This window comes from Flavobacterium hercynium (assembly GCF_002217285.1).
GTDB lineage: Bacteria > Bacteroidota > Bacteroidia > Flavobacteriales > Flavobacteriaceae > Flavobacterium > Flavobacterium hercynium.
Genome location: NZ_MUGW01000017.1, coordinates 39,194 through 66,034, shown reverse-complemented (window position 1 = coordinate 66,034; position 26,841 = coordinate 39,194). Strand labels below are relative to the sequence as shown.

Genomic DNA, 26,841 nt, shown 5'->3' with positions numbered 1-26,841 from the left:
AGAGGAGGTTTTTAGTTTCCTCTGTTTTGTACTTTACTTTTAATTTAGGCTCTTATGCAGCGACGTGAGTCGTAATCGCAAATCGATCCTTTTGGGCATCTATCATCTTCCGTACAGGCTAAACCGCCTTTGATAACTTTTTTTTCATTCGTTGTGAGTTCTTTAGCTCCTTCAAGGTTTAAAATGTTTTTTAACATAACAATGTTTTTTGTTTGGGTTAATAATTTCAATTTTTAAAGCCGTTTTAAAAACTGCTTTAACTTTTTAAAATGTTACATTAAAACCTTATTCTTTAGCACGGAGGCATCAATATCGAGCACTTGTTTGATCCTATGTAAACTGGTCTGTAAAAAGGATCGTAAGCAAGACAACGAGCTTCTGTTGCTGTTACTATGACAAACTCATTACAATTAGCTCCTCCATCATCTGGCGGAATTGCTCCTCCGTTTATATTTTTTTGCTCACTAACGCTTAATCTTTGCATACCTTCTAAACTCAAGAATTTTTTTAACATAACAATTAGTTTTTTGTTTGGGTTAATACCTTCAATCAGTTTAAGACATTTGAAGCTATGTCTATTCATGCGCAAGAATATTGTTAGGGCTAAGCTATCTTTTCTAAAACTTCGACTTCTTCAACAAAATCATTTAAAAAATATTTCAGCTCGTTGATATCGTATTCATTCGGAAACAATTTATCATTTACAATTTTTACCGGCGTATAATTAAAACCATTATTCGAGCACCAATCATACTGTTTTTGTATCTCCTGATTTATTAACATGTTTACAGGTTCAGTATGCCATTTTTTTAACCATTTTTTTATTCCTAACTTTTTAATGTGCCAGTCTGAAATTGCTTCTACAGTTTTTCCTGGTGTTGATCTGTTTATCGTCAGAAGTCTTTCTACAACAATTTTAAAAGTGTTCTCGATATTCTCCGGATTAATGTTAAACAGAACATTCAAATATATTTTTTCAGGATATCGCAACACTAAGTCAAATGACTCCTGAAATGTCTTATCACAATGTGCACAACTAGGACTTACAATTATAGAAAGCTTAATGTTGGCATTTTTATTTCCAAAGTTCAACCCTTTTAATTCTTCGAATCCATCCGGATGAGGGACTTTTTTCGAAAGAAAATTCAATAGCGAAAAATTTCGTTTGAATTTTCTAAGCTCTTTTACATTATTATTGCTGTTTAGCACCCCTTTCATTATGGGCTTTAAAATCAGCCAGCTTGAACCTAAAAGAACGATAGCAAATAAAAACGGAAAAACATTTTCGACTGTAAAACTCAACGTAAACAAATCTGATGCAAACCAAAGAACGCTTTGTACAAAAATTAATAACGAAACGGCCAAACACATTACACACCACTTCTGAATTTCAAATTTTTGAATCCAAATTGAAGTAACAATTACCGGAATAGCTAGCAAACTTAAAAATCCGATAAAAACTACAGCCTCTAATGGTCTAATCAAAATGGCCAGTAACGATGAACTGAAAAACAGCAGTGGTAAATCTGAAAAGCTGAACCACTTATTATTTAAAAATTCAAAGCTTAAAACCGTATCGCAAGACGTATTCGTCGTTAGATTACAAAATTTTGAAATCATATTGTTTTTAAAGCCAAGTTTTTCCTGAACAATAAAAACACTTATTATTAATCCTAATATTGATGTTCCTAAAAACACACTACTAAATAATGTATAACTGTTATAAAAAAATGATGATAATACAAGAAGAAATAAAGGGATGTAATATTTTACATTTTTATATTCATTCTTAAAGCTTTCTTTTTCTACTACATGGTTTGGTTCAATTGCTACAATTACTCCATTCCAGTCTAAAAGAAAATTATCATACGATATTTTTTGACTTCCTTTTTTAATAGTATCTATTCGAACAAAGTTTTTTGCTCTTTCTACTAAGGCAAGTTCTTCTTTAAAATAAGCTAAAAAATTAGATGGCAAATTTTCGATTTGCTCTTTCGAAACTCTTACGGCTGCATTCTCTACAGATAACAAATCCAATGAATCTGTTATGGCAAACAAGCTTGGATAATTTGGGTGAGAAAGAAACAAATCTTTGAACTCATTTTTTATATCCGAGTACTTGTTTATTAGTAGAAATTTTTGAACCAGTTTCAACATCTTTTCGAGCTGTTTTAAATCACAATTACACTGCAAATATTGATGTTTTTATTTGAAAAAATCGCCTCTATGCATACAATTTATTAATAATACTACATACAATTTATAAATTATACCAGTCTGAATGATTACATTAAAATATTGACTATCAATTAATTATAAGTATATTTACATCTCAAAAACCTCAAAAACCTCATTCTCGATGAAGGGTTTTGCTTTTTGTCTAGTTTTGAAAAAATATTAATCGCAATACATAAAAACATGACAAGTACAAGACTAAAATTCGAAGATTTTGACAGTGAAAAACTAACTAAAAATGAACAAAAAACAGTTCGCGGAGGTAATGCGGATGTAGAAAATAAAGACCCAAATAAGGGTGGAAACGGAAACTCAGGAACTCCATAAAAAATAAAAAAAGAACTACTTAATAATAAATCAAACCAACCTAAATTATCTTAATTATGAAAGCAAAAAAAATTAAATTCGAAGATTTTAAAGACGAAAAATTGAACAAAAATCAATTAAAAACTGTGCGAGGCGGAGATGAAATTATAGATCCAAAAGATCCTAACAAAGGAGGTACAGGACATGGTGGAACTCCATAAAAAAAACGTACAAAAACATACAAAACATAAACATACATAACATACAAGAAATAAACAAACGGTAACTTATCAGAATTATGAAAGCAAAAAAAATCAGATTTGAAGATTTTAAACAGGAAGAATTAACGCTTCCTCAGTTAAAAACAGTGCGTGGAGGAAGTGACGATATTGATCCAAAAGATCCAAATAAAGGTGGTACAGGACATGGCGGAACACCATAAAAAGTGCTCCCATTTTATTTTAAAAAGAAATTTTAAATATTACTCGCAAATTGAGCTGGAGATACTCCAGTTCTTTTGCGAAATGATTTGGCAAAAGAAACGGCATTCTTAAATCCTACACTTTCTGCAATTGCCTGTGTAGAATATTTGCGATACATGTGATTGGTAATCATTTCATTGATTACATAGTTTATTTTCAACTCGTTAGAATACTCTCCAAACGATTTTCCAAAACGTTTATTTACAACATAAGACAAATAAGTCGTATTGGTTTTAATCTTTTTAGCGACGTACGTTAATGTAAAATCTGCATTTAGATATTCCAGTTTACTTTCCAGAGCCAGCAACTTCTCTACAATTTTATTCTCTTTAGCTTCGTCAATACTTAAATTGACATTCTCTTTTTTGAGCTGAACATCCTCTTCTAATTCTACTATTTCTGCTTCTACTAGAACCGGAGTATTTTCTTTTTTCTCCAGATTAGCTTTAAATTCCTCGATCAAAGCATTCATTTTTTTATGCGCTTTGTTCTTGTCCCGGATATTTTTGATCAGTAAAAATACAATTCCAATTACAAGTAACACATAAAACACTTTTAATGCTTTATTAAATAGTACTTCGCTTTGGTATTTTTTCTGAATTGAAAACATTTCATCACTCAAATCGCCTGTTCCGAGTTTAAAATTTACTTCTAATGCTTCACTACTTAGTTTGGCTTCTAATTTTTCGTAATTCTCTAAGTAAATTTTAGAATGTTTATAGGCAAGTTCAGGCTCCTTTTTTATATTGTAAATTTTAGCCAGATAATAATTGGCTTTCAAATAGTTTTCGTCTTTCTTGTTATCAACCAGCGCTATTGAATCTACCTTTTTTAAGAATACAAGTGCTTTATCATAGTTCTTTTTATCATAATACAAATTTCCTAAATTGTAATTTGCAATAATAAATTCTCTTTTCCTATTGTTCTGTCTGGCAAAAATTACAATGTCATAATATACTTTTTCAGCATTCTCATAATCATTGTTCATGTAATATATATTTCCCAGACTAAGTTTGGCTCCAATTTTAGTATCGGGAATATTTTGTGCGTAAGAGATTGTTTTTTGATAGAAGTAAGCTGCAGAGTCGAGCAAAAACTTCTTGCTTTGATTTTTCATATAACGGCTTTCATACGAACCACCAAGCGTCATATTGTTGTTGCTCTTTATAATATTAAACTGTTCCTTAGAATACAGGTTTTCATTTTGATCTACAACCGCATCAACTTGTCTCAAAGTTTTAATCGCAAGTTGATAGTTACCAACCGCTTCATTAATAAAAGCTATATTGCTCTTAAACTTTACAATCTGAATAATATCATCTATTTGTAAAGATAACTTAAGTCCTTGCTGGTAATTTTCTAATGCTTTACCATAATTTCCTTTCTTAAATTCGATTAATCCACCAAAATTATATACGTAAGATTTGATTTTTGTTTTATCATTAGAGTCAGGTACTTTGTCCAAATATTTAAATGCTAAAAAGTATTTTTCTTTAGCTTGCACCGTGTTACCCTTCATCTGATACAAATTGGCTTCAGCTGCCTTTGCAAAAGCTAACTGCAAATTATTTGTTGATCGTTCTAATTTACGTACATAAACAAAGGCACTATCTATGTTTACTATTGTATTTAGCCGAATTTTATCTTGCAAGAGCAAAAATTCCTGTTCTGTAAAATCACGGTTTTGCTGGGCAAAACTGGTATTAAAAACAAGAAAAAGTAATAAAGAGATGATCAGCCTCATTTAAAGTTATATTTTGGAACTCAAAAATAGCTTATAAATTTTCAATAAACTATATTTTATTTGCCAAATTCCTAATAATTTTATTTTCACCGTGCAAAAATATAACAAAATAAAGTCATTTTGTTATATTTTTATTCCTTAAATTTGTTTTTGTAAAATAACTAAACATGAAACCAGATTTATTTCAAGCACCGGATTATTATAACCTTGACGATTTATTGACTGATGAGCACAAATTAGTTCGTGATTCAGCACGTGCATGGGTTAAGAGAGAAGTATCTCCAATCATTGAAGAGTATGCTCAAAAAGCAGAATTTCCTAAACAAATTATAAAAGGACTTGGAGAAATTGGTGGTTTTGGACCTTATATTCCAGAAGAATATGGTGGTGCAGGATTAGATCAAATTTCATACGGTTTAATTATGCAGGAAATTGAACGTGGCGATTCAGGTGTGCGTTCTACCTCATCTGTACAATCTTCGCTTGTAATGTATCCTATATGGAAATACGGAAACGAAGAGCAAAGAATGAAATACTTACCAAAACTTGCTACAGGTGAGTTTATGGGTTGCTTTGGTTTAACAGAGCCTGATCATGGTTCTGATCCCGGAAGTATGATTACGAATTTTAAAGATATGGGAGATCATTATCTTTTAAACGGTGCAAAAATGTGGATTTCAAATGCTCCTTTTGCAGATATTGCTGTTGTTTGGGCAAAAAATGAAGAAGGCAGAATTCACGGTTTAATTGTAGAACGTGGTATGCAGGGCTTTTCGACTCCGGAAACGCATAACAAATGGTCACTTCGTGCTTCGTCAACAGGTGAGCTTATTTTTGATAATGTTAAAGTACCGAAAGAAAATCTTTTACCTAATAAATCAGGATTAGGAGCTCCGCTTGGGTGTTTAGATTCTGCAAGATACGGAATTGCCTGGGGTGCTATTGGTGCTGCAATGGACTGTTACGATACTGCTTTACGCTACGCAAAAGAGCGAATTCAGTTTGGAAAACCAATTGGAGGAACACAACTGCAACAAAAGAAATTAGCCGAAATGATTACCGAAATCACAAAAGCACAGTTGCTAACGTGGCGTTTAGGTGTTTTAAGAAACGAAGGAAAAGCAACTACGTCACAAATTTCGATGGCAAAAAGAAATAACGTAGACATGGCGATAAACATTGCCCGCGAAGCCAGACAAATGTTGGGCGGAATGGGAATTACGGGTGAATATTCGATCATGCGACACATGATGAATCTGGAAAGTGTTATTACGTATGAAGGTACACATGACATTCATTTATTAATAACCGGAATGGATGTTACTGGAATTCCAGCATTTAAATAACACATACTGATTAAAATATAGACAAAAACAATTCTAAAAGCTTCTTCTTCCGGAGAAGCTTTTTATCTTTGCACAAAATTTAAGCAAATGAATATTGAAACTATAAACAATAGCATTCAACCTCAGAAAGAGCAACTTTTAAAACACTCTTTGTACAACAAAATTCAAAATATAGATGATTTACACTGTTTCGTAGAAAATCATGTTTTTGCTGTTTGGGATTTTATGTCATTGTTAAAAGCGCTGCAAGCCAAACTTACCTGTACCACAACGCCTTGGTTTGCTACCAAAAATCCTGAAACAAGATATTTAATTAATGAAATTGTTCTTGCTGAAGAAACTGATATTAGTATCGACGGAAGAAGACAAAGTCACTACGAAATGTATCTTGAAGCGATGGAAGATTGCGGTGCAGACACGACAGCAATCAATACTTTCTTATCTGAAGTTACTTCATTACACAATATTTTTGTTGCTATAAAACAAAGCACTGTACATCCAAATGTAAAAGCATTCTTAGATTTTACTTTTAGAGTAATTGAAGAAGGAAAACCGCATCAGATTGCTGCAGCCTTTACTTTTGGAAGAGAAGATTTGATTCCGAGCATGTTTACTGAGATTCTTAAAAACTTTCAGAAAAACTTACCAGAAGCTAATCTGGATAAATTGATTTATTATTTTGAAAGACATATAGAACTTGATGCTGACGAACATGGCCCGATGGCAATGCAAATGATCAACGATCTATGCGAAGAAGATGCTCAAAAATGGAAAGAAGTTGAAGAAATTTCAATCCTTGCATTAGAAAAACGTATTGGTCTATGGGATGCTATTGAAGAAGAAATTGTTCTGAAAGCCGAAATGGTTTAAAATCCCATAAAACCAAAGTTACTTATTTAACGTAACTATTTGTTTAAGATCCCGAATCTAATTTATCTAAATTATGAAACCAGTATTTAAACAAATAGTTATCGTTATTATATCCATCTTTTTACTAAGCTGCAGCTCTGATGAAAAAGCTGACAGCCCTGCAACTCCTGTCGCTCCACTACCTGTAACACCAACTAAACCTATTGCCAACACTGTAAATTATCTGGCTTTAGGCGACAGCTATACTATTGGTCAAAGTGTTTGCGAAACCTGTAGATATCCCGAACAACTCAAACAAACATTGAGTACACTTTATGTTGAAACAAACTTTTCACTAAAAGTGATTGCCAGAACTGGATGGACAACATTCGACTTAATTTCGGCTATAAACAATCAAAATCTTGAGGCTAATTACGATCTTGTTACCTTATTAATTGGAGTTAATAACCAATATCAAGGAAGAAATTTCAGCATTTACGAAAAAGAGTTTCCTGAATTAGTAACTAAAGCTGTTACTTTAGCAAAAGGCGATAAAAAAAAGGTATTGGTGCTTTCTATTCCTGATTATGCTTATACTCCCTTTGGACAAAATCAAATGGGAAGTCAGGGCGCAAAAATATCTGCCGAAATAGACCAATACAATACCTTTGCAAAAAACTATTGCAAAGCAAATGACATTGTATTTATTGATATTACGGACATTACCCGAAATGGTTTAAACAATCCGGAGCTAGTTGCATCAGATGGTCTGCATCCTTCAAAAATTGCATATTCAAGCTTTGTAGAACGTATTTTACCTAGTGTGAAAGTTGCTTTGCAGAATTAAGCTTTTTTAGATTTCCAGATAAATCCATCCAGCAAATAATGGGTAAATTGTGGAACGCTCAATAAGGGTACAATAAGAATTTGCCAGGAGGAAAAATCAAAAGTATTCAGAACTATATTTTCGTTCCAGACTAAAAACTCCCATAAGAATTCTTCGGTAAAGGCGATTAATAATAAAATTGCAATGTAAACTATAATCGCATTTTTACTTTTGAACCAGCTAAAAATACTAGAATCCTGATTGGTTTTGTTTTCAATTTCTTTGAAGTAAACGAGCGCTATATACGGAATTCCATGAGAAACAACGTTTAGCAAAGTAAAAACAAGGTCGTTATTGAAATAAACAATTCCAAAATACCACGAAAGTCCTGTCCCCAGTATTATCGCATTTTTTGGAATATTAAAAAACTGATTCTTATAACTTTTATAAATTGTATAGCTCAGATAAGTGAACATTATTAGGACGTACAGCCAAAGCAAAATTTCGACTACAACCGTATTTTGAAATTTAAAAAACTCGTTTTCGACAAACCAGTTGAACTTTCGATCAGAAGAAAAAAACCAATACAGCATAGGATATCCCGTAGCAGCATAAATAGCGAGATTGTCCAGAGATACAGACAATTTCGTTTTTTCTTCATTTCTGGCATACAAACGCATAAAACCATATTGCTGTCTAATAAAATGAAAAACAGCTACGTAGGCTAAAAAAGACCAGAAAACCAAAGGACCAAAAGAGAAAAGTACGATTCCGATAAGGAAACATATTGCTGGTAACAACAATAATCTTTTTTTGTTTTTTTGAAATTCATCGGCTACAAAATAGGTTTTAAACAACGTAGCATAAACATGTGCCACATCGATAAATACAATTAAAAAAAGCCAGGTATAAAACGAATATTCATTTTCGATTACTGTGATGTAGTTCTGAAACAAGAAAATAATCACCAAAACTAAAAACGAAGGTCCGATGATAAAAAGTAAATCGGTTTTGGCTTTATGAATCCAGGGTTGTTTCATCTAAAATTTGGTTTACAATATTAATTCCCTGATGAAAAGCTTCTTCAAAAATAGAGATTCCCGATAAATCAGTGTGAGCAAAATAAATACGATTTTCTATACTTTTTGACGCTTGCTTTTTGGCTTCTCCAAAAATAAATCCCGGTGCGGGACTAACCATTCCGTGTCCAAGCAAAAACACTTCCATTTGCTCTGTACATTCTTCAATATCCGGATGCGCCACTTTTAGATCATCAAAGACGAATTGTTTCCAATGGTCTTCCTTTTTTTTATAAAGCTCCTTTCTTGACTTTTTTAAGTCCGAAGAAGAAAAACTATGATAATACGTAATAACCTGTTTGCTCTGAATCTGATTTAAAGACTGATGCTGATCGTACACATAACCCAAACCTTTTGCATCATAAATAACATTATCCCAAGACAATGGAAAACTATCGTTATCTGCTAAATCAGTAACTGTTAATGTAGCCAAAAGCCAAGGTGTATAATGAAATTCTTTGGTAAATTCTTTTCGGTCTTTAATTATATATTGATTTACAAACTGAGGAGTTGCCATAATCACTTTGTCTGCAATTATTTCTACAGAAATCTTTTTTACATCATCAAATGCCTTAGCAACAACTTTACTGTTTTCGACTTTTACCTCGTAAATTATATGATTCTTTAAGGTTTTTTGATCCGTATATTTTTTAAGATGAGACGCTAATCTTGCATTGCCTTCCGGCCAGGTTAGAACACTATCTATTTTGTTTGAAGTGGCATCTTGTTTTCGTGCTGCGAAATAATGAATTCCTGCCCAAGCCGAAACATATTCTATACCTAATCCGAAATCGTCTTTACAGCAATAATCAATATAGTTGAATAAGGGTTCTACTTTAAAATTATTGCTTTCGAACCATTCTTTCATGGTTATTTTATCTAAAGCTCTTATGGCAACATCATCAGAACTAAGCTGAAGCGGAATATCAAAATAGTACTTTCCGTCATGTCCTTTTCCTTGTCTAAAGGAATCCATTAATTTAAAGAAACGCTGAAATTCAACATCTTGTTCTCTCGAATTTCCTTCTTTTGGGACTACGCCATCCTGCCATGTGTTTTTGTAAAACAAACGTTCGTCCGGAGCAAAAGACAATTGTAATTCATCAAAAACAGGAAGTCCTTTTGAATCGTAACCGATAATGATTTTTTCTTCTTCAAGAAATTGGAGTAATTCCTTGTCTTTAAAATTGGGTAAAGGCAAATAATGCGCTCCAAGCGGAAACTTAGAATATTGATTTTCTCCATTAGAAGAATTTCCTCCAAGATGCGATTCTAATTCGACAACCAAAAAATCTAAAATTCCTTTTTTCTGAAATTGTCTTGCAGCGCTTAAACCCGAAATTCCTCCACCCACAATAAGATAAGGAATCTGAATTTGGCTACTTGGTTTAGGGAAATCTTTTATCCATAATCGGTGTCCCAAAAGATGATTGGTTCCCGATAAGCGAAATATAAACTGCACTACTTTATCTGAACAAAATTGCAAAAATGGAATCAACAGCAATCCAGCAGTAATTCCTTTTACAAAATTCCGTCTTGATTTACTATAACTTTCCCCATTCTTCATCAAAGTAGCGTACTAAAATTTGGTTGTCTAAACGATTGATTTCAATTTCATTTGAGATCATATCCGTGGTAAAATAATTGAATCTGTCGAATTGGTAATTGTAGAATTTTAATTTGTCGGCTTTTCTGTTCACCTGATTAAAAGTACTGCCAAAACCATTTATCGCGATCGTATAACCCCATTCTCCAAAGGAAGGAACGTAGGCATGATAAGCATCTACTTGTGGAAAAACCTGCATTACCGTTTTATTAATACACCAAAATGATTTTGGAGCAAAATAAGGCGATGTCGTTTGTATAACAACTGCAGCATCCGGTTGTAGAATGTTTTTAAGCGTTTGATAAAAATTCAACGAATATAACTTTCCTAAACTATAATTGGATGGATCAGGAAAATCGATAATCGCTACATCAAACTTCTCCGTACAGGTTTTTGCCCAAATATAAGCATCGGTATTAATAACCGTAACTTTGGGATTATTGAGCGATCCTTTGTTGAAATCTGTCAAGACTTTATTGGTTTTAAACAACTTAGTCATGCCTTCATCCAGATCGACCAAGGTTACTTTTTCAACTTGTTTGTATTTTAAAATTTCACGTACCGCCAAACCATCTCCTCCACCCAAAACTAAAACATGTTTTACACTTTTAGCAATTGACATCGCGGGATGTACCAACGCTTCATGATAACGATATTCATCTGCTGAACTAAATTGTAGGTTGTTGTTTAAATAGAGTCTGTAGTCGCTTTTATTGTGCGTTAAAACGATACGCTGATACGGTGTGGAGTTAGTGTAGATAATATTTTCGCCATACAACTTCCCTTCTGAATAGGATAAAATAGAATCCGAAAATAGAAAAACAGTCAACAAGACAACAAATGAAAAAATAGCTTTTGCTTTTAGAAAATAGCTTCTCTTTAATTCTTTGTTCAAAAGAAAACACAAGGCAATAGCAATACTTACATTTATCATTCCGAAGAAAAGCGAAGTTCCCATGATGCCTAATTTTGGCACTAAGATCAACGGAAACAGAATCGATGCCAATAATGCTCCAATATAATCGAATGTAAATACGTTGGAGACTAAATCTTTAAATTCGACTTTGTCTTTTAGAATGTTCATCAACAACGGAATCTCTAATCCTACCAAAAAACCGGTTACAAAGACAAGCAGGTATAAAATAAATTGAAAGTAGGCAACACTTTCAAACAGCATAAACAAAAGTACTGAACTCAATCCTCCTATCAAACCGACTAATATTTCGATTTCTACAAAGGTATTGAGCAGGTTTTTATGAAAAAACTTAGAGAAAAAAGAGCCAATTCCCATTGAGAATAAATAGACTCCAATAATAAATGAAAATTGTTTTACAGAATCTCCGAGTAAATAACTGGCTAAAGTACCCGCAACAAGCTCATAAATAAGCCCGCAGGTAGCAATAATAAATACAGCGAAGAGAAGTAAAAATTCAAATCTGAGAAATTTTTTACCCATGAATTGCGGCACTAACAATCATTGAAATTCCAATAATAAAAGCGGCAAGAACAATTGCAACTGCTATATTATTTTTTTCAACTACTTCTTTCCAGGTGTTCTCCGGCGTAATTTTTTCGATTATAAAATAAACGACTAATAAAATAACGATTCCCACAAGAGAATAAACAATCGAATTAATGATAGGCTGTAAGTGTAATAACTCCATACTTTAAGAGATTTATTTATGATAAAAACGGTTAGATGATCTGCTTGATCTATAAAAAGTGTTCGGTGATCTATGATTTCCTGAAGTACTGTAACGCTCTGTTGTTTCGCAATCGCAAATTCGATTTCCCGAATAAGCAAAAAATAAATAAGCTGCAAAACAAAACAAGCCTATTGAAAAGACTGCTACATTTTGCTTTATAAAATCGAGAATATTTTTCATATACTAAGATTAATAACGAGAATAGGAGCTGTCTGCCCATCTTTTTTTCTCAAAGTTATAATTTAGAAGGCGTATTGCTATATACACCACAATCATAAAAATAATAACCAGCCAGATATTACGGCTTGAGGGTTCATTCCAGACTACTTTAATTTTCATTTCATTGTTTACAACATCTTCAGGTGCTTTCATTGGCGTGATCAAAAGGTGATATTTCCCTTGTTTTACACCGCAAATATTGAATTTTTCAGATGTATTTCCTTCTGTCCATCTCTCACCGTCTTCAAAACCTTCATAAAACTCAATATCCTTGCTGGCATGAATTTCATTGCTGTTGCTTTCGTCTATTAAAGTCACATCAACATTAGCCCATGAATTACTGACATCGGTAGAAAAATAAATGGTCATTGGTGCTGAACCTCCTTTTAAAACAAAAGGCTCACTTGTTATTTCTTTGTTATTGAACTTATCAAAAGTAATTGTTTTTTGAAATACAGTTTGCTTTACCTGATCCTTGTAAATGTACCAGTCCGTAAAAAAGATTAAAAGCGCAAAAATGCAAAGTATGATTCCGGTATGTTTTAAATTGAAATAAAAAACCTGAATAATACTAACGCCCCATTTATAGGGTAATGCTGCGGTAGGAAAAGCTTTTTTGAACTCTTTTTGAGGCAGGTACTCTCCTAAAAAAGTAGTCTGCACATTATTCGATTTTTCTATAGAAATGATGCGGGGCGGAGCAATATATTCAACAGTATTAAATCTGGCTTTTTCTAATGAATAATCAAAAAAACCACTTGCTGTGTGTACTATTGAATCAGCATACTCGTAAAGATCAAAGTAATCACCTTCATAATCAATCGTTCTTGGATAATCTGATACTTTATACTGATCTGCTATTTCTTTTAGAATCATCCAATGTCCTTTTGATTCAGACAAATAGATGTATTTTTTATTCGCCGTTTCTAAAACGTATTCCTTCCAATAATACGATGGATGTATTTTTTTTACCACCATACCTGTCACGGTACATTCTTCTCCTTGTAAAATTCCTTTATCCCCAACTTTTAGTGCAAAATCAGGAGGGGTTGGTTTAAACTTAGATCTTAATCGGAGTTCTTCATTTTTATCTGCTATGTATATACTGGAGCACTTTGGGCAAACAAAGTTTACCACATCAAAATTTACTTCTAACTCCGTAACGGTATTACAATTGTAACAAGGAACTTTCATAGACTATCTGTTAATTTCAAAATCCTTTATAATTGTTCCTTCAAAATAAGCAATATAATCTGCTACGACCTGTCGTACTTTTTCTGAATTATCCTGCTGATAATTACATAAGTAAACATCTAATGTAAGCTGATTGTATTCTGGCCAGGTATGGATACAGATGTGAGATTCTTTCAGACAAAATGAAATCGTAAAACTGTCATTGTCAAAATCATGAACAATAACGCCTACTTTCTCAAGATTGTAGGTTTCTAAAATTGAATTGGTTATAGCAACAAACCCACCACTATTCGTTAATTTTTGAGTTTCATCGACATGTAGTGTAACCAGTTTATGTAAGCCTGGGGAGTAGGTTGGTAAATCCATTAATTTTATTTATCGCTCCAAATATAAAATAATTTTTGGATAATTTTAACAATTAAACTTCTCTCTTTTTTAAAAATCAGACATTCTGAAAATCAAAAATCTTATTCCAAAAAAATAGAGGTAAATTTGCTTAACCTTACTTCCAGTTGGGATAACATGAATAACACAATTAGCATAAATGGAAATTTCTAAAACAACGCTTCAGGACATCGACACTGTATTCAATATTTACGAGCAGGCGACTTCTTATCAAAAAACAGTAAACAATAAAAGCTGGCGAGGCTTTGAACGAGCCTTAATTGAAAAAGAAATCGAAGAAAACCGCCATTTTATTATCAAGGAAGAAGGTGAAATTGCCTGTACCTTTGTTATTACGTTCAACGACTTGATCATCTGGAAAGAAGCCAGTAAAGATCCTGCAATATACCTGCATCGCATTGCTACTAATCCAAAGTTCAGAGGACAATCTTACGTAAAAAAGATTGTAGCATGGGCAAAAAATTATGCTAAAGAGAATGCCAAATCATACATCAGACTTGATACGCATAGCGGTAACGAAAGAATAAACAAATACTACGCAAGCTGTGGTTTCGATTACAAAGGAATTAGCACAATCGAATGGACAAACGAGTTACCGGAACATTACAAAGAAGGTTCTTTTAGCTTGTTTGAGATTGTGGTTTAATTTTAACCTTCTATTTTTTTTTATTACTCCTATTTATACCTAACAGGTCTTGGAGACTTGTTAGGAAGTTGAGTTTATATGAAATTTTAATTTTTCTGTTAGATCACTAAAATATTGCTCACTCCATATTTCAAGCACTTTATCATCTTTAATAAAAGGAATAATATCCTCTTTTACATTTTTAAATGAGACTTCTTTAAATTTTTCCTTAAGCAACCCAAGAACATCATTAGGTGCTAGTTCCTCTTTCGTCCAGTCACCGGTATCTTTTGCCCTTAAAGTAAAATGGTGTAAATCGAGAGGAATTCCTTTTTTAATATACCATTCTAAATCATACCAATCTCGCCCTTTAACTCGACTCTTCCATTTGCGAAATAAAAGAGCATGCATTTTACCCGCAAATAAGCTTGGTCTGTCAAAACACTTTACATAAAAAGAAAAGGGACGCGTAAGAAGTTTCATTTCCGTTGTAAAACCTAGCGGTGGCTTACGATCCACTTCAATCTTAATTTTCATAGACCTGTTTGTAGATTTTATTCCAGCCTGCTTTACAATATCCTCCAATATTAATTCTCTCCACTCCGTTTCAGATTTAAGAAAAGCTGAATCGATATTTGTTTTTTCCTTTTTTTCCTTTTCTCGGATACTAACTTTCATACCGATGGATTCAAATTCATTCAAAATAGCATCGAAATAGGGTTCAAGAGAAAATTCGGGATCGGCTTTCAGTAAAGAAAAATCCAAATCTTCAGAAAAGCGATCCAAGCCATAAAATATACGTAATGCAGTCCCCCCATAAAAAGCTGCCTTGTCAAAAAAATCAGTTCTCGAAAGACCTGCCAATGTAACTTCCTGCATAATTTCTCGTAGAGCCGAAAGCACATCATCTGTATTTTTTGGGTCATATTCCCCAATCCATTCTTTAATCATAATTTCTCAAGTGTTTTAACAAGCATCCTTAAACTTTCTTTTTTTGGAGCATCCTCAATCCATGAACGTAACTCGTCAATATTAAATTTACGAAGCCATTCCGGATCTATCCGAAGATCATCCAGCAAAAAATCACGTGTTTGAGCTGGACTTCTTAAGACAAGTCCAACTGTGGTAATTATTTTATCACAAAGTGCTTTTTCAGGTGTTGCAACAACAGCAACTTGCCCAGGAGATAATTCTACACTTTTAATTCCAAAACTGTAATACGGCGAAGGCATAAAACGGTAACTAAATCTGCCTTTTGGTGTTTTGTATTTTTTTGAAAGTTTAATCGTGATTGAACTTACTTCATAAACTCGCTCAGGAATAAGTCCCCAGTAAGACAAAGCAGATTCTAGTGATACATAACTTGGTCCCCATAAATGATTTGCTATAACGAAAAGTTCCGGACCTGTCAAATCTGTTTTTATTCCTGGAATATAAAGTCCTTTTTTTAATGATATGAGATCCCCGTTCTTTATTAATTCACTGATTTTATCATTAGGCCTTTTATAATCCTTAAGCATATCCAGCATGACATGTCTCGTAAGGGGGGCATTGTTATAAGGTCTGATTAAGTATTTAAAGTCCATTTTTGTTAAATTATTAAGCTAAAATCGGAATTTTTCCGATTTAAAGCAAATAATTTAACACTTTGTTTTGTCATACCATGAATTGATAATCGGAAAAAATCCGATTATATGATAATTTTTAGACAAATTAGTAGTTGTTTTTTAATTACTCCTATTTATACCTAACAGGTCTTAAAGACCTGTTAGGAAATCTGGTTTGAATTAATTATCCTAACAGGTTTCTAAAACCTGTTAGGTATGAAATAAAAAAACCTCCTGCAAAATTTACAAGAGGTTTTCTGGCAGAGAGGATGGGATTCGAACCCACGATACAGTTACCCATATACAAGCTTTCCAGGCTGGCTCCTTCAACCACTCGGACACCTCTCTAAATTGGTTTGCAAATAACACAAAAAAAACTGACTTATAAAAACAAAATCCCAGTTAGTTTATATGCTTTTTCTAAATTCTTCCATAAATAATTTCACGGCTTTCTTTTGGTAACCGCCAAGTGTCAGCATAAAAGATTCACGCTTGGTTGCTACACCCGTAATCTGAATGGCTCTAAGCTGATCCCAGTCTTTTAATGCTTTTTCGGCAACAATGGTAGCCCAATCACTATTTTCGACCATTTGCAGCAATGCATGAATCGAATGCAGTTCAATCGAGATTTTAGGTTTCATATTAAACTTTTGGAACAACTCTTCGACAAATTCTCTCGAATTCGATCCTTTGCCGGGCAATATCAACGGAATTTCTTCTATTTTCTTAAAAGCAATTTTATCTAAATTAGCCAAAGCATGATTTTTTGAAACCGCCAAAACCATCTGCGAAGTAAACAAAGGTACTTTTTGAATTGGAAGTCCGATTTCGTGTGATGAGATTACTAAAACGACATCTAATGCATTATTGACCAATTTTTGCTCTAAAGCTTCTGTAGTTCCGTACTCGACAATAATTTTCAGGTTTTGGTATTGTTTGGCAAACGTGTTTACGATAGGTAAAATCAGTAAACCAAAAATATAGGTAACGCCAATTCGGAGTTCACCTCCAATCATTTCGTTTAAATCTTCTATCGCCTGCTTCCCATTCTCTACATTTTCAATTACTTTTTTGGCATGAATCAAAAAAACAGAACCGGCTTCTGTTAACTGTACTTTTTTACCAATTCTCTTGAATAGTGGCAAGCCCAATTCTTCTTCGAGTTTTTTTATTTGCTGCGAAAGCCCTGACTGCGTTACAAAACACAATTCGGCTGCGTGAGTAAAATGCAAAACCTCTGCGGTTTTAATAAAGTATTGTAGTTGATAAAGTTCCATATTGATAAGTTTAAATACTCATTATCAGTAAAATTATTAATTTTTCTAATGCTATCATAATCCCGACCTTTGTTTTAAATAATAAGGATCATGTTTAAAGCGTTAAAATCAAAAAATTTCAAGTTATTCTTTTACGGTCAATCTGTTTCGGTTATTGGAACCTGGATGCAGAAAACGGCTGTAAGCTGGATGGTTTATAGTATAACAGGTTCTGTTTTTCTATTGGGATTAGCGACTTTTTTAAGCATGATTCCATCTCTGTTTCTGGCTCCTTTGGCCGGAAGTATTATTGGACGTTACGACAAACACCGTGCTATGATTCTATTGCAATCACTTGCGATGCTTCAGGCGGGAACATTGGCTTTGCTTATTTATTTTAAAATTTACAACATCAATTTTATTCTTGCCTTAAGTCTTATTCAGGGAATCATCAATGCTTTTGATATGACCTGCCGCCAAACCATGATGATTGATATTGTTGACAAAAAAGAAGACCTTCCTAATGCAGTAGCACTTAATTCAACAATGAACAACTTTGCCCGTATTGCCGGTCCTGCCCTTGCGGGAATCATTCTTCATCAATACGGAGAAGACATTTGTTTTATAGGGAATTTTGTTAGCTATGTTCCTGTTTTGATTTCTTTAATGATGATGAAAATCACGCCGCATATCAAAGCCGAAAATAAATTTAGAATGCTGGAAGATCTTATCGAAGGTCTTGATTATGTAAAAAAAGAGACTGAAATGGCCAGAATGCTTTTAATGCTTACGTGCAGCAGTTTGTTTGTAATCTCTTTCAATACATTAATGCCGGTTTTTGCGAAAGATATTTTTAGCGGAAATGCAGAGACTTTTAGCTGGTTTGAAAGTGCTGCCGGAATTGGTTCTGTGCTCTCTGCGGTTTATATCGCCAATTTAAAATCAGCCGAAAACATGAATAAGTTAATGATCGCTGCAAGCTTACTTCTTGGCTTTAGTGTTATCATATTAGCTGTTTCAACTAATATTACAGTAGCATTGATTTGTATGACGTTAAGCGGAATTGGAATGATGGGACAAACTTCGTCTATCAACATTTATATTCAGACGCAAAGTGCTGTAAATATGCGCTCCAGAAGTATCAGTTATTACATGATGGCGTATCAGGGAATGATTCCGGTAGGAAGTTTGATCATAGGCTATGTTTCGCACTTCATTGGAACTAGAAATACGGTAATCATTCAAGGTGTAATTTGTATTATTTCAGTAATCGTATATGTGTATTACAAAAACCCGAAATCGTCAGAAACATTAGAAACCTGTGTGGTTCCGTACAGAAATATAAAAGGGTAAAAAGCTTTATTGCGAAATCTCTCCTCGTAAAGCGGTTTCAAAAATATCTTTAAACTCATTTTGTGGAATATTCTGCCCAAGCAAATACATTAATTTTGTAATGGCTGCTTCTGTAGTAATATCTTTTCCTGAAATAACACCCAACGATTTTAAAACGGTACTGGTTTCGTATTGTCCCATATTAACGCTTCCGCCTGAACATTGCGTAACATTGACTACTTGTAATCCGGACTGAATGGCTTTTTGGATCAGTTGTAAAAACCAATCTTCTGTTGGCGCATTTCCGGAACCATACGTTTCGAGAACAATTCCTTTTAAATCTTTAATGGCAAGAATCGAAGACAAAACCACTTCGCTCATGCCCGGAAACATTTTTATAATTGCTACGTGATTGTCTAAGTTTTTGTGCACAATTAGCTTGGCATCTTTCTTTACAGGAAGAAACAAATGCGAGTTCAATTTTAAATGTACTCCGGATTCTACCAATTCGGGATAATTTGGCGCTGTAAATGCTCTAAAATGTTCTGCGTTTACTTTTGAGGTTCTGTTACCTCGGTATAATTTATATTCAAAGTACAAACAAACTTCTGTAATAACAGGTTTTCCGTTTTCCTGAAGCGAAGCAATCTGAATAGCGGTGATTAAGTTTTCTTTTGCATCTGTGCGCAAATCTCCAATAGGCAATTGAGATCCTGTAAAAACAACTGGTTTTGCCAGATTTTCTAACATAAAACTCAATGCTGAAGCAGAATAGGACATGGTATCAGAACCGTGCAAAACCACAAATCCATCGTATTTAGGATAATTTTCCTCTATAATTGTGGCAATTTTTGTCCACATAGAAGGATTCATGTTTGAGGAGTCAATCGGATGTTCGAATGAAAACGTTTCGATATTACAATCTAATTGTTTGATCTCCGGAATATTTTGCAATAATTTTCCAAAGTTGAATGCTTTAAGCGCACCCGTTTCAAAATCTTTGCTCATACCAATGGTTCCACCGGTATAAATTAGAAGTATTTTAGCTTTAGATGACATCCTGATATTTTAATTTATTAACAACCGGATTCGCATACATAGACAAAAATCCTTGTCTTGTAACCGGATTATCACTTCCGATACGCATTTCTAAACGACGCTCAAAAAGTGATTTCTCACTTTCTTTATACAAATGAGCAAACCTTGTTGTTTCGTTTAAAATATCGTAAGCAATAAAGTTCGTTGGCCATAGTTGGTAATTCTTTAGAATTTGATCGTCAATTTCCTGAGCCAATGCCTGAACTTGTTTGTTTGAATTATCATTCTCTGCTACGATTCTGTCGATTTCAGTATCAAGAACGTCGCCAACAGAAATATGTATTCTTTTTTTAGTTCCCATGATACCACTTAAAATGGTCATGAAATCTTCGTTTTTTTCTTTGATGTAAACTTCGTTGTTCGCTTCTGCCATTAATTGTGGCATCTTCAAAACATCGGTTGGGTCGTATTCGTATGAAATAGAAACAGGAACAATTTTTAATTTCTTAAAATAATCCATTAAATTAGGTTCGTCAGATCCCATTCCGATCATTTTCAGAACGCCCGGATTAGTTTCATCGTTTCCGTCTTTGGTACGACCTTCTCTTTGCGCAATCCAAACGGAACGGTTTTCGCGAAGCAATAATTGCCCCATATATTCTGCAAGCAATTTAGAGCTCTGCAACATTTCACGAGGTGTTAAACCTCTTAAAACTAAAAAGTTTCTGTTTAATTTTGCCAACGTACTTAAGAATGCTTTTTTTACCAGATTATCTCCAATTGCAGATGCTGTCATAACCAAACCATGTTCGAACAGACATACATTTAGCAATGTCGTATCCAAAAGAATATCACGGTGATTGGATACAAATAAATAAGAGGTGTTTTTTTCAAGTTTCTCAAAACCGGAAGTGGTAAGTCCCTCAGAACTTTTATCCAATACTCTTTGAATTGTATTGTATATAAAATTACACTGAAAGTCACGAATAGAATGTGTTTTCTTCAACTGCTCTTTCCATTCGTCATCTTTTAATTCCGGAAAAGTAAAATTCATCATGGCTTTCATCATCGGATGATTAGCTACACCATGAAGTGCTTCATTTATTTCTGAGTCATAAAACGGTCGAATGGCATCAAATTTCTGCATTATAGATATCTATTTTAGTGGGCAAAAGAACAAAAAAAAAATTAAAGTATTGTTACATCAGGATTAAATACCAAAAACGTCTTTCGAGTTTTGGGTTGTAATAGTTGCAATTTCTTCTACAGAAACAGCATATATTTCTGCTAATTTGGTTATTACATTGACCAAATAGCTGCTTTCATTTCGTTTTCCTCTATAAGGAATTGGCGCTAAATACGGCGAATCTGTTTCGAGCACAATATGTTTTAGCTCGATTTGATTTAAAAACTGATCTATTTTTCCGTTCTTAAATGTCACCACACCTCCAATTCCTAATTTCATGTTGTAAGAAATCGCTTGTTGTGCATGTACTAAAGTTCCGGAAAAACAATGAAAAATCCCAAACAAATCTTCAGATTTTTCTTCCTCAAGAATTTCGAAGATTTCATCAAAGGCTTCACGGCAGTGAATTACGATCGGAAGCTTATATTCCTTGGCTAATTGTATTTGTCTTCTAAAAGCAATTTGCTGTTCTTTTAGATGTGTTTTATCCCAGTATAAATCGATTCCGATTTCTCCAACGGCATAAAATTTACGTTTTGCCAGCTCGGTTTCTACATGTTTTAGCTCGTCCTCGTAATTATCTTTCACGTAAGTGGGATGCAAACCCATCATTAGAAATACATTATCTGGATAATTTTTTTCTAAATCATACATCGACTGTGTTGCAGCAGCATCGATAGCAGGAATAAAAAAACGGGTAACGCCTGCATTTATGGCTCTTTGTATCATTTCATCCCGATCCTGATCAAATTCTTCAGAATAAAGATGTGTATGTGTATCGGTAATTATAGGTGTACTGTTCAAAGTATATTTATTTTTAAAATCCAAAATTACAATTTTAATAAAAACTATCCCAATAACGTTTAACGGCATTAGCTTTTTGATTGTATTTCTTCTATTTTTGAGTTTCAATCTAAAATGAAAATGGAAAATCTGCATCAGGTTCTCAAAAAAGAGAAATACAGGAAAATCAAATTTAAAGTCACCAAAACACAACACCTTTTAATAAAAGCTAAAATTAATGGTGTTTCCGGCAATTTCATTTTAGATACGGGCGCTTCTAATTCGTGCGTAGGATTTGAGAGCATCGAACGTTTTGAACTGGCGACCAAAAAATCTAAAACCAAAGCATCAGGAGCTGGAGGCGGCGGAATGAAAACAGAGGTTTCGGCACACAACAATCTACAACTCGGAAGCTGGAAAAACAACGATTTCAGCATTGTAATTTTTGATCTTTCGCATGTCAATGAAGCTTTAGAATCCTATAAAGCAAAAGCGGTTCATGGTATTATTGGCGCTGATGTTTTGCTGGAAGGCAAGGCCATTATTGATTACTATAATCACTATGTATATTTAAAGTAAAAGCTACTTCTTTCTATTTCAAATTTAAAAGCAATAAAAAACCCAAATTCTTTACGGAATTTGGGTTTTTTCATTCTAAAATTAAATCAAAACTAATGGGTATGTTTAGGATTGAAACCGTCTTCGCTTACTTCTGTTGGCGTGTAATCTGCCACCATTTCTGCTTCATAATCTATTTTCTCTCCTTTACTAAGTTTCTGGATGATTTTCTCCATGATATTGTAAATTACAGGAACTACGATCAAGGTTAAGAATAAAGAAGAAATTAATCCTCCAATAATTACCCATGCCAAACCGTTTTTCCATTCTGCTCCTGCTCCAGATGCTAATGCAATTGGGAACATACCAAATACCATCGCAATTGTTGTCATCAAGATCGGACGTAAACGAGCGTGATTCGCCTGAATTAATGCCGTTCTGATTGATTCTCCTGCTGCTCTTCTTTGGTTGGTGTAATCGACAAGCATGATCGCATTCTTACACACCAGACCAATCAACATGATGATACCTAAAATGGTAAATATGTTTAATGAGTTGTTTGTTAAAGCTAAGGCTAACATCGCTCCGATAAACGAAAGCGGGATAGCAAACAATACAACAAACGGGTGAACAAAACTGTCATATAAACTCACCATTACAAGGTAAACTAATATAATAGCGGCTAATAAAGCGATTCCTAAAGTACCAAATCCTTCTGATTGATTCTCCTGATCTCCACCCCAGATATAACTAACTCCGGCTGGTTTATTAAGCTTGTCTAATTTTGCCTGCCATTGCGTAACGATTGTTCCTGATGGCACCCCAACGTTTTGTCCTTTTACGGTTACCGACGCTGATTTATCTCTACGCTCTAACTGGCTAGGTCCTGAACCTTCTGTAATATCAGCGAACTGAGATAATTTAATTTGTTGACCTGCTGCATTTACAAAGATCAGATTACTAACATCTGTAATACTTTTTCTGTCGAATGAGTTGTATCTGATATTGATATCGTACTCATATTCACCAGCTCTGTATTTACCATCTGTATTTCCACTATATGCTGTTTGCATAGTCAAACCAACTGTTTGAAGCGTTAAGCCTAAAGCAGCCATTTTATCACGATCTACCTTAACGTTGATTTCAGGGTTTCCATCCTCAACCGTTAATTTAATCTCTGTTGTTCCAGGAATAGTACGTAATTCTGCTTCTGCTAATTTAGCAAATGCCATAGCACTTTCTGTTGAAGGACCTGTTACGATCAATCCTAATGTAGCATCTTCAGCTGTTCCTAAGATACCAACCGGAACTGTTTTTACTTTTGCTCCAACTAATACTTTTTCCAGTTTACGCTTAATTTTAGCAGCATAAACGTTAGCATCGTCAGTACGATCTTTTTGTTCGATCATTTTTACGTCAATCTCTGCTTTATATGCAGTTGCTTGCGATGCTCCAAAACCTTCACTTGTTTGTCCTACCGTTGTAATTTGACTGTGAACATATTCTTGTTGTTTCAAATAAGCTTCTGCTTTTTGTGTCATGAAGTTGGTTTGTTCTAACGAAGCATCTTTCGGCATTTCGATTTGAACTAAGAACTCTCCACTATCAGATGAAGCGAAAAACTCTCCTCCAATGAAACCTCCACCCATTAATCCTATTGTAGATGCAAAAAACAATACTACAACAACTAAAATGGTTTTAATATAATGATCTAAACACCATGTTAACAACTCAGAAACCCAGTTTGTAAAACGTGTTAAATAAGATTCGAATCCAAGAATAATTCTTCCAAATAAATTCTTTCCTTCAATATGCTCTAATTTACCATAACGAGATGATAACCAAGGGATAATTGTAAATGATGCTAAAAGTGACAATAAAGTCGAAATAATTACAGTAACACAAAATTGTGTAATGATATTAGATACTAAACCAGAACTCATCGCGATAGGCAAGAACACTACCACAATTACTAAGGTAATCGAAGTTACAGTTCCACCAATTTCTGCTGTTCCGTCATACGAAGCACGAATTTTGCTTTTACCCATCTCCATGTGTCGGTAAATATTCTCGAGGACCACAATCGCATCATCGACCAGAATACCTACAACCAGAGACAATCCTAATAAACTCATTAAGTTTAATGTGTATCCCATTAAATAGATACCAATAAACGTAGCAATCAAAGATGCAGGAATAGAAACCATTACAATAAGCGAGTTTCTAATACTATGCAAGAAAAACAACATTACAAAGGCTACCAGAACTACCGCGATTAATAAATCGTGAACTACAGAATCTGCTGCTTCTAATGTAAAAATAGTACTGTCTTTTGCAACTTCTAATTTTAATTGATTTCCTTTATAATCTTTTTCAAGAGTTTCAATTGTTTTTAATAATTGCTCACTTACCGCAACCGCATTCGCATCAGATTGTTTTACGATTTGTAAAACGATCGCACTCTTTTGATCTACACGTGATATTTTTTCAGCAATTTTTTGAGTATCCTGAACGTCAGCAATATCACTTAAACGAACCTGAATTCCGTTTTGAGAAGAAACTACTAAGTTTCTTAATTCCTGAACACTTTTATATTTACCTGCTAAACGAATTAATATTTTTTGATTACGGGTTTGAATGTTACCTGTAGGGAAATCTAAATTCGAAGTCAGAATGTTTTGTTGTACTTGTGGAATAGATAATCCGTAACCCTGCATTTTTACAGCATCAAGGTTTACCTGAATTTCACGCTCTGAACCACCAATGATATTTACTTGCGCCACACCTTGTACACGAGACAAAATAGGAGCAATTTTTTTATCAATTAAGTCAAAGAACTCTGCTTCGTCCATTTTACCGTTGGCACCCAATGTCATAATTGGTAAATCACTCAACGAGAATTTGGTTAATGCAGGCGTTTTAACGTCGTCCGGCAAATCACTAATGATCGCGTTAATTTTACGCTGTGCATCGTTCAGAGAGAAATCGACTTTTGCATTTGATGTTAAGGTTATCGAAACGATAGATAAACTTTCGTATGATTTGGAGTCAATTTTCTTGACATTCTCTAAGGATGCAATCGCATCTTCAATTTTCTTGGTTACGGTATTTTCTACCTCACTTGGAGAAGCTCCAGGATAAATTGTAGAAATTGTAATAACGTTTTGCTCAAATTTAGGGATCAGCTCATAACCTAACTGGCTGTAACTGAACAATCCACCAAGTGTTAGAATTGTAAACAATACAATAACTAACGACGGACGTTTTATGGATATTTCGGCTAATTTCATATATTTTCTTTTATGCTGTAAGCTTTAGGCTTTAGGCTTTAGGCATAAGCTCGAGGCTCAATGCTTATGGCTTAAAGCTTACTGCTTATAGCCTTTCAATTATTTAATAATTTCTACTGAATTACCGTCTTGTAAGTTAATTTGACCTGTAACGATTACAGTTTCACCATCAGACAATCCGTTGATAATTTCTACTTTATCTCCTAAAATTCTTCCTGCAGTAACTTTTCTTAATTTAGCAACACCATTTTGAGCTACGAAGATCTCGTTGCTGCTCACACTTCCTACGAAAGCATTTCTTGGTACAACCATAAGGTTTTGTGTTTGTTGTTTTGAACCAAAGTTTGCTGTTCCGTACATACCCGCTTTTAGGTCGTTGTTTACGTTGTTTGCAATTTCGATTTCAACAGCAAAGTTTAAACTCTCATCTGCTTTTGAAGCAATAAAAGTAATTTTTCCTGAGAATGTTTTGTCAGGATAAACACTAGCTGTAATGTTTACTGTGTTTCCAACTTTTAAACTCGCTACCTGATTTTCGTTTACTGCAACTTTCAATTTTAATTTAGAAACGTTTACAATATCGAACAATGCAGTTGCCGGCATTCCTGCTAAAATAGATCCTGGCTCAATATATTTTTTATTGATGAATCCGCTGATTGGTGCTTTTACTTTTGTATCACCAACATTGATGTTAGCTTGTTGTAAGTTAGATTCAGCATTTGTTAACGCTAATTTTGCCTGATCTAATTGTTGTTTTGTAACACCACCTGTTTTAAATGCATTTTCGTATCTGCTGTAATCAGATTTTGCATTTTGGTAAGCTGCTTGCGCTTGTTGCGCACTTACATTGATAACATCACCTCTAACTGTTAATAAAGTTTGACCTACTTTTACATAGTCACCTTCTTTAGCTAACACACTGATTACTTTTCCTGATTTCTCAGCAGAGAATGTTAATTCCTGAATTGGCAGGAAGCTTCCGTTTACTGCAAAGTCTAATGAAATTGGTTCTGTTTTTACTGAAGCTATTTTCACAGACACTGCAGCATTTTTTTCAGCAACGATATCTGTTTTAGCTTTATTTTCTTTCTTATTATTATTCAAGACATATCCAATTGCACCTAGGGCTACAATTATGATTACGATAGTTATAATAGTTTTCTTCATTT

At 33.9% G+C, this 26,841-nt stretch carries 27 protein-coding genes and 1 tRNA gene; 9 read left to right on the top strand and 19 right to left on the bottom strand.

From position 1 onward, the window contains the following. Nucleotides 1-44: 44 nt before the first annotated feature. The 3 genes from B0A66_RS08165 to B0A66_RS08155 form a co-directional block, all read right to left on the bottom strand. Nucleotides 45-230: a hypothetical protein gene (locus B0A66_RS08165; RefSeq protein ID WP_089049370.1), complete on the bottom strand. Its 186-nt coding sequence runs from the start codon at nucleotides 228-230 to the stop codon at nucleotides 45-47. A gap of 62 nt (nucleotides 231-292) precedes the next feature. Next, a complete protein-coding gene (locus B0A66_RS08160) occupies nucleotides 293-514 on the bottom strand; it encodes a hypothetical protein (protein WP_123868230.1) in 222 nt (73 codons plus the stop codon). Between the two features lie 89 nt (nucleotides 515-603). Beyond that, nucleotides 604-2,157 carry a vitamin K epoxide reductase family protein gene (locus B0A66_RS08155; RefSeq protein ID WP_089049368.1) on the bottom strand — a complete coding sequence of 518 codons (1,554 nt, stop codon included), beginning with the start codon at nucleotides 2,155-2,157 and terminating at the stop codon, nucleotides 604-606. Between the two features lie 261 nt (nucleotides 2,158-2,418). On the opposite strand from B0A66_RS08155, the gene B0A66_RS08150 reads away from it, so the two are divergent. The 3 genes from B0A66_RS08150 (at nucleotide 2,419) to B0A66_RS22715 (ending at nucleotide 2,983) form a co-directional block, all read left to right on the top strand. Then, a complete protein-coding gene (locus tag B0A66_RS08150) occupies nucleotides 2,419-2,562 on the top strand; it encodes an rSAM-modified peptide (protein WP_089049367.1) in 144 nt (47 codons plus the stop codon). A 56-nt stretch (nucleotides 2,563-2,618) separates the two neighbouring features. Further along, on the top strand, nucleotides 2,619-2,762 hold the full coding sequence (locus tag B0A66_RS08145; protein ID WP_089049366.1) for a TIGR04149 family rSAM-modified RiPP: 144 nt from the start codon (nucleotides 2,619-2,621) through the stop codon (nucleotides 2,760-2,762). 77 nt (nucleotides 2,763-2,839) lie between these two features. Continuing rightward, on the top strand, nucleotides 2,840-2,983 hold the full coding sequence (locus B0A66_RS22715) for an rSAM-modified peptide (RefSeq protein WP_123868229.1): 144 nt from the start codon (nucleotides 2,840-2,842) through the stop codon (nucleotides 2,981-2,983). A 32-nt stretch (nucleotides 2,984-3,015) separates the two neighbouring features. On the opposite strand, the gene B0A66_RS08140 is transcribed toward B0A66_RS22715, so the two are convergent. Continuing rightward, the gene (locus tag B0A66_RS08140; RefSeq protein ID WP_089049365.1) at nucleotides 3,016-4,767 is read right to left on the bottom strand and encodes a helix-turn-helix domain-containing protein; all 1,752 of its coding nucleotides are present in this window, start codon (nucleotides 4,765-4,767) and stop codon (nucleotides 3,016-3,018) included. Between the two features lie 167 nt (nucleotides 4,768-4,934). Between B0A66_RS08140 and B0A66_RS08135 the strand changes: the two genes are divergently transcribed. The 3 genes from B0A66_RS08135 (at nucleotide 4,935) to B0A66_RS08125 (ending at nucleotide 7,809) form a co-directional block, all read left to right on the top strand. Continuing rightward, nucleotides 4,935-6,113 carry an acyl-CoA dehydrogenase family protein gene (locus B0A66_RS08135; protein WP_089049364.1) on the top strand — a complete coding sequence of 393 codons (1,179 nt, stop codon included), beginning with the start codon at nucleotides 4,935-4,937 and terminating at the stop codon, nucleotides 6,111-6,113. 87 nt (nucleotides 6,114-6,200) lie between these two features. Next, nucleotides 6,201-6,983, top strand: coding sequence for a DUF3050 domain-containing protein (locus B0A66_RS08130; RefSeq protein ID WP_089049363.1), 783 nt, complete (start codon nucleotides 6,201-6,203; stop codon nucleotides 6,981-6,983). A 73-nt stretch (nucleotides 6,984-7,056) separates the two neighbouring features. Then, complete coding sequence (locus B0A66_RS08125; RefSeq protein ID WP_089049362.1) at nucleotides 7,057-7,809, top strand: SGNH/GDSL hydrolase family protein; 753 nt, start codon at nucleotides 7,057-7,059, stop codon at nucleotides 7,807-7,809. Here B0A66_RS08125 and B0A66_RS08120 read toward each other — a convergent pair. The 6 genes from B0A66_RS08120 to B0A66_RS08090 all read right to left on the bottom strand — a co-directional run bounded on the left by B0A66_RS08120 (nucleotide 7,806) and on the right by B0A66_RS08090 (nucleotide 13,958). Continuing rightward, entirely contained in the window at nucleotides 7,806-8,828 is a 1,023-nt protein-coding gene (locus B0A66_RS08120) for a hypothetical protein (protein ID WP_089049361.1), read from the bottom strand. The two genes, B0A66_RS08125 and B0A66_RS08120, sit on opposite strands and share 4 nt — an antisense overlap. After that, the gene (locus B0A66_RS08115) at nucleotides 8,806-10,434 is read right to left on the bottom strand and encodes a flavin monoamine oxidase family protein (RefSeq protein ID WP_089049360.1); all 1,629 of its coding nucleotides are present in this window, start codon (nucleotides 10,432-10,434) and stop codon (nucleotides 8,806-8,808) included. Before B0A66_RS08115 ends, B0A66_RS08120 begins: the two co-directional genes overlap by 23 nt. Then, a complete protein-coding gene (locus tag B0A66_RS08110; protein WP_089049359.1) occupies nucleotides 10,412-11,929 on the bottom strand; it encodes a polyamine aminopropyltransferase in 1,518 nt (505 codons plus the stop codon). The genes B0A66_RS08115 and B0A66_RS08110 overlap by 23 nt, the downstream gene beginning before the upstream one ends. After that, nucleotides 11,922-12,137 (bottom strand): DUF350 domain-containing protein, encoded by a 216-nt coding sequence (locus B0A66_RS08105; protein WP_089049358.1) that lies wholly within the window; start codon nucleotides 12,135-12,137, stop codon nucleotides 11,922-11,924. The genes B0A66_RS08110 and B0A66_RS08105 overlap by 8 nt, the downstream gene beginning before the upstream one ends. A 231-nt stretch (nucleotides 12,138-12,368) precedes the next feature. Next, nucleotides 12,369-13,592 carry a DUF4178 domain-containing protein gene (locus tag B0A66_RS08095; RefSeq protein WP_089049356.1) on the bottom strand — a complete coding sequence of 408 codons (1,224 nt, stop codon included), beginning with the start codon at nucleotides 13,590-13,592 and terminating at the stop codon, nucleotides 12,369-12,371. Nucleotides 13,593-13,595: 3 nt separating this feature from the next. Continuing rightward, nucleotides 13,596-13,958, bottom strand: a complete 363-nt coding sequence (locus B0A66_RS08090; RefSeq protein ID WP_089049355.1) for an S-adenosylmethionine decarboxylase family protein — start codon at nucleotides 13,956-13,958, stop codon at nucleotides 13,596-13,598. Nucleotides 13,959-14,136: 178 nt separating this feature from the next. Here B0A66_RS08090 and B0A66_RS08085 point away from each other — a divergent pair, with 178 nt between their 5' ends. Beyond that, nucleotides 14,137-14,643: a GNAT family N-acetyltransferase gene (locus B0A66_RS08085; RefSeq protein WP_089049354.1), complete on the top strand. Its 507-nt coding sequence runs from the start codon at nucleotides 14,137-14,139 to the stop codon at nucleotides 14,641-14,643. 60 nt (nucleotides 14,644-14,703) lie between these two features. Here the strand turns inward: B0A66_RS08085 and B0A66_RS08080 are convergent, their stop codons facing one another. The 4 genes from B0A66_RS08080 to B0A66_RS08065 all read right to left on the bottom strand — a co-directional run bounded on the left by B0A66_RS08080 (nucleotide 14,704) and on the right by B0A66_RS08065 (nucleotide 17,506). Further along, nucleotides 14,704-15,573, bottom strand: coding sequence for a nucleotidyl transferase AbiEii/AbiGii toxin family protein (locus B0A66_RS08080; RefSeq protein WP_089049353.1), 870 nt, complete (start codon nucleotides 15,571-15,573; stop codon nucleotides 14,704-14,706). After that, nucleotides 15,570-16,208 (bottom strand): type IV toxin-antitoxin system AbiEi family antitoxin domain-containing protein, encoded by a 639-nt coding sequence (locus B0A66_RS08075; protein WP_089049352.1) that lies wholly within the window; start codon nucleotides 16,206-16,208, stop codon nucleotides 15,570-15,572. Before B0A66_RS08075 ends, B0A66_RS08080 begins: the two co-directional genes overlap by 4 nt. A gap of 279 nt (nucleotides 16,209-16,487) precedes the next feature. Then, a tRNA-Ser gene (locus B0A66_RS08070) sits at nucleotides 16,488-16,577 on the bottom strand. 59 nt (nucleotides 16,578-16,636) lie between these two features. Continuing rightward, nucleotides 16,637-17,506 carry a LysR substrate-binding domain-containing protein gene (locus tag B0A66_RS08065; protein WP_089049351.1) on the bottom strand — a complete coding sequence of 290 codons (870 nt, stop codon included), beginning with the start codon at nucleotides 17,504-17,506 and terminating at the stop codon, nucleotides 16,637-16,639. A 90-nt stretch (nucleotides 17,507-17,596) separates the two neighbouring features. Between B0A66_RS08065 and B0A66_RS08060 the strand changes: the two genes are divergently transcribed. Further along, nucleotides 17,597-18,838, top strand: a complete 1,242-nt coding sequence (locus B0A66_RS08060) for an MFS transporter (RefSeq protein ID WP_089049350.1) — start codon at nucleotides 17,597-17,599, stop codon at nucleotides 18,836-18,838. Between the two features lie 6 nt (nucleotides 18,839-18,844). On the opposite strand, the gene B0A66_RS08055 is transcribed toward B0A66_RS08060, so the two are convergent. From B0A66_RS08055 to B0A66_RS08045, 3 genes are all read right to left on the bottom strand, one after another. Further along, the gene (locus tag B0A66_RS08055) at nucleotides 18,845-19,876 is read right to left on the bottom strand and encodes an asparaginase (RefSeq protein ID WP_089049349.1); all 1,032 of its coding nucleotides are present in this window, start codon (nucleotides 19,874-19,876) and stop codon (nucleotides 18,845-18,847) included. Then, entirely contained in the window at nucleotides 19,866-21,002 is a 1,137-nt protein-coding gene (locus tag B0A66_RS08050; protein WP_089049348.1) for a 1-acyl-sn-glycerol-3-phosphate acyltransferase, read from the bottom strand. The genes B0A66_RS08055 and B0A66_RS08050 overlap by 11 nt, the downstream gene beginning before the upstream one ends. A gap of 63 nt (nucleotides 21,003-21,065) precedes the next feature. Then, entirely contained in the window at nucleotides 21,066-21,845 is a 780-nt protein-coding gene (locus B0A66_RS08045; RefSeq protein ID WP_089049559.1) for a TatD family hydrolase, read from the bottom strand. 120 nt (nucleotides 21,846-21,965) lie between these two features. On the opposite strand from B0A66_RS08045, the gene B0A66_RS08040 reads away from it, so the two are divergent. Next, nucleotides 21,966-22,403: a retropepsin-like aspartic protease gene (locus tag B0A66_RS08040; RefSeq protein WP_089049347.1), complete on the top strand. Its 438-nt coding sequence runs from the start codon at nucleotides 21,966-21,968 to the stop codon at nucleotides 22,401-22,403. Nucleotides 22,404-22,495: 92 nt separating this feature from the next. On the opposite strand, the gene B0A66_RS08035 is transcribed toward B0A66_RS08040, so the two are convergent. After that, nucleotides 22,496-25,672 (bottom strand): efflux RND transporter permease subunit, encoded by a 3,177-nt coding sequence (locus B0A66_RS08035; protein WP_089049346.1) that lies wholly within the window; start codon nucleotides 25,670-25,672, stop codon nucleotides 22,496-22,498. 99 nt (nucleotides 25,673-25,771) lie between these two features. Then, entirely contained in the window at nucleotides 25,772-26,839 is a 1,068-nt protein-coding gene (locus tag B0A66_RS08030; RefSeq protein ID WP_089049345.1) for an efflux RND transporter periplasmic adaptor subunit, read from the bottom strand. Between the last annotated feature and the right edge of the window lie 2 nt (nucleotides 26,840-26,841).

Excerpts from the sequence above, each read along its gene's own strand:
- B0A66_RS08130 (WP_089049363.1), top strand. The coding sequence starts at position 6,201 with ATGAATATTGAAACTATAAACAATAGCATTCAACCTCAGAAAGAGCAA.
- B0A66_RS08135 (WP_089049364.1), top strand. The coding sequence starts at position 4,935 with ATGAAACCAGATTTATTTCAAGCACCGGATTATTATAACCTTGACGAT.
- B0A66_RS08150 (WP_089049367.1), top strand. The coding sequence starts at position 2,419 with ATGACAAGTACAAGACTAAAATTCGAAGATTTTGACAGTGAAAAACTA.
- B0A66_RS08080 (WP_089049353.1), bottom strand. The coding sequence starts at position 15,573 with ATGATTAAAGAATGGATTGGGGAATATGACCCAAAAAATACAGATGAT.
- B0A66_RS08065 (WP_089049351.1), bottom strand. The coding sequence starts at position 17,506 with ATGGAACTTTATCAACTACAATACTTTATTAAAACCGCAGAGGTTTTG.
- B0A66_RS08055 (WP_089049349.1), bottom strand. The coding sequence starts at position 19,876 with ATGTCATCTAAAGCTAAAATACTTCTAATTTATACCGGTGGAACCATT.
- B0A66_RS08030 (WP_089049345.1), bottom strand. The coding sequence starts at position 26,839 with ATGAAGAAAACTATTATAACTATCGTAATCATAATTGTAGCCCTAGGT.
- B0A66_RS08095 (WP_089049356.1), bottom strand. The coding sequence starts at position 13,592 with ATGAAAGTTCCTTGTTACAATTGTAATACCGTTACGGAGTTAGAAGTA.
- B0A66_RS08040 (WP_089049347.1), top strand. The coding sequence starts at position 21,966 with ATGGAAAATCTGCATCAGGTTCTCAAAAAAGAGAAATACAGGAAAATC.
- B0A66_RS08140 (WP_089049365.1), bottom strand. The coding sequence starts at position 4,767 with ATGAGGCTGATCATCTCTTTATTACTTTTTCTTGTTTTTAATACCAGT.
- B0A66_RS22715 (WP_123868229.1), top strand. The coding sequence starts at position 2,840 with ATGAAAGCAAAAAAAATCAGATTTGAAGATTTTAAACAGGAAGAATTA.
- B0A66_RS08050 (WP_089049348.1), bottom strand. The coding sequence starts at position 21,002 with ATGCAGAAATTTGATGCCATTCGACCGTTTTATGACTCAGAAATAAAT.
- B0A66_RS08060 (WP_089049350.1), top strand. The coding sequence starts at position 17,597 with ATGTTTAAAGCGTTAAAATCAAAAAATTTCAAGTTATTCTTTTACGGT.
- B0A66_RS08120 (WP_089049361.1), bottom strand. The coding sequence starts at position 8,828 with ATGAAACAACCCTGGATTCATAAAGCCAAAACCGATTTACTTTTTATC.
- B0A66_RS08035 (WP_089049346.1), bottom strand. The coding sequence starts at position 25,672 with ATGAAATTAGCCGAAATATCCATAAAACGTCCGTCGTTAGTTATTGTA.
- B0A66_RS08145 (WP_089049366.1), top strand. The coding sequence starts at position 2,619 with ATGAAAGCAAAAAAAATTAAATTCGAAGATTTTAAAGACGAAAAATTG.
- B0A66_RS08110 (WP_089049359.1), bottom strand. The coding sequence starts at position 11,929 with ATGGGTAAAAAATTTCTCAGATTTGAATTTTTACTTCTCTTCGCTGTA.
- B0A66_RS08090 (WP_089049355.1), bottom strand. The coding sequence starts at position 13,958 with ATGGATTTACCAACCTACTCCCCAGGCTTACATAAACTGGTTACACTA.
- B0A66_RS08125 (WP_089049362.1), top strand. The coding sequence starts at position 7,057 with ATGAAACCAGTATTTAAACAAATAGTTATCGTTATTATATCCATCTTT.
- B0A66_RS08105 (WP_089049358.1), bottom strand. The coding sequence starts at position 12,137 with ATGGAGTTATTACACTTACAGCCTATCATTAATTCGATTGTTTATTCT.
- B0A66_RS08085 (WP_089049354.1), top strand. The coding sequence starts at position 14,137 with ATGGAAATTTCTAAAACAACGCTTCAGGACATCGACACTGTATTCAAT.
- B0A66_RS08160 (WP_123868230.1), bottom strand. The coding sequence starts at position 514 with ATGTTAAAAAAATTCTTGAGTTTAGAAGGTATGCAAAGATTAAGCGTT.
- B0A66_RS08155 (WP_089049368.1), bottom strand. The coding sequence starts at position 2,157 with ATGTTGAAACTGGTTCAAAAATTTCTACTAATAAACAAGTACTCGGAT.
- B0A66_RS08115 (WP_089049360.1), bottom strand. The coding sequence starts at position 10,434 with ATGAAGAATGGGGAAAGTTATAGTAAATCAAGACGGAATTTTGTAAAA.
- B0A66_RS08075 (WP_089049352.1), bottom strand. The coding sequence starts at position 16,208 with ATGGACTTTAAATACTTAATCAGACCTTATAACAATGCCCCCCTTACG.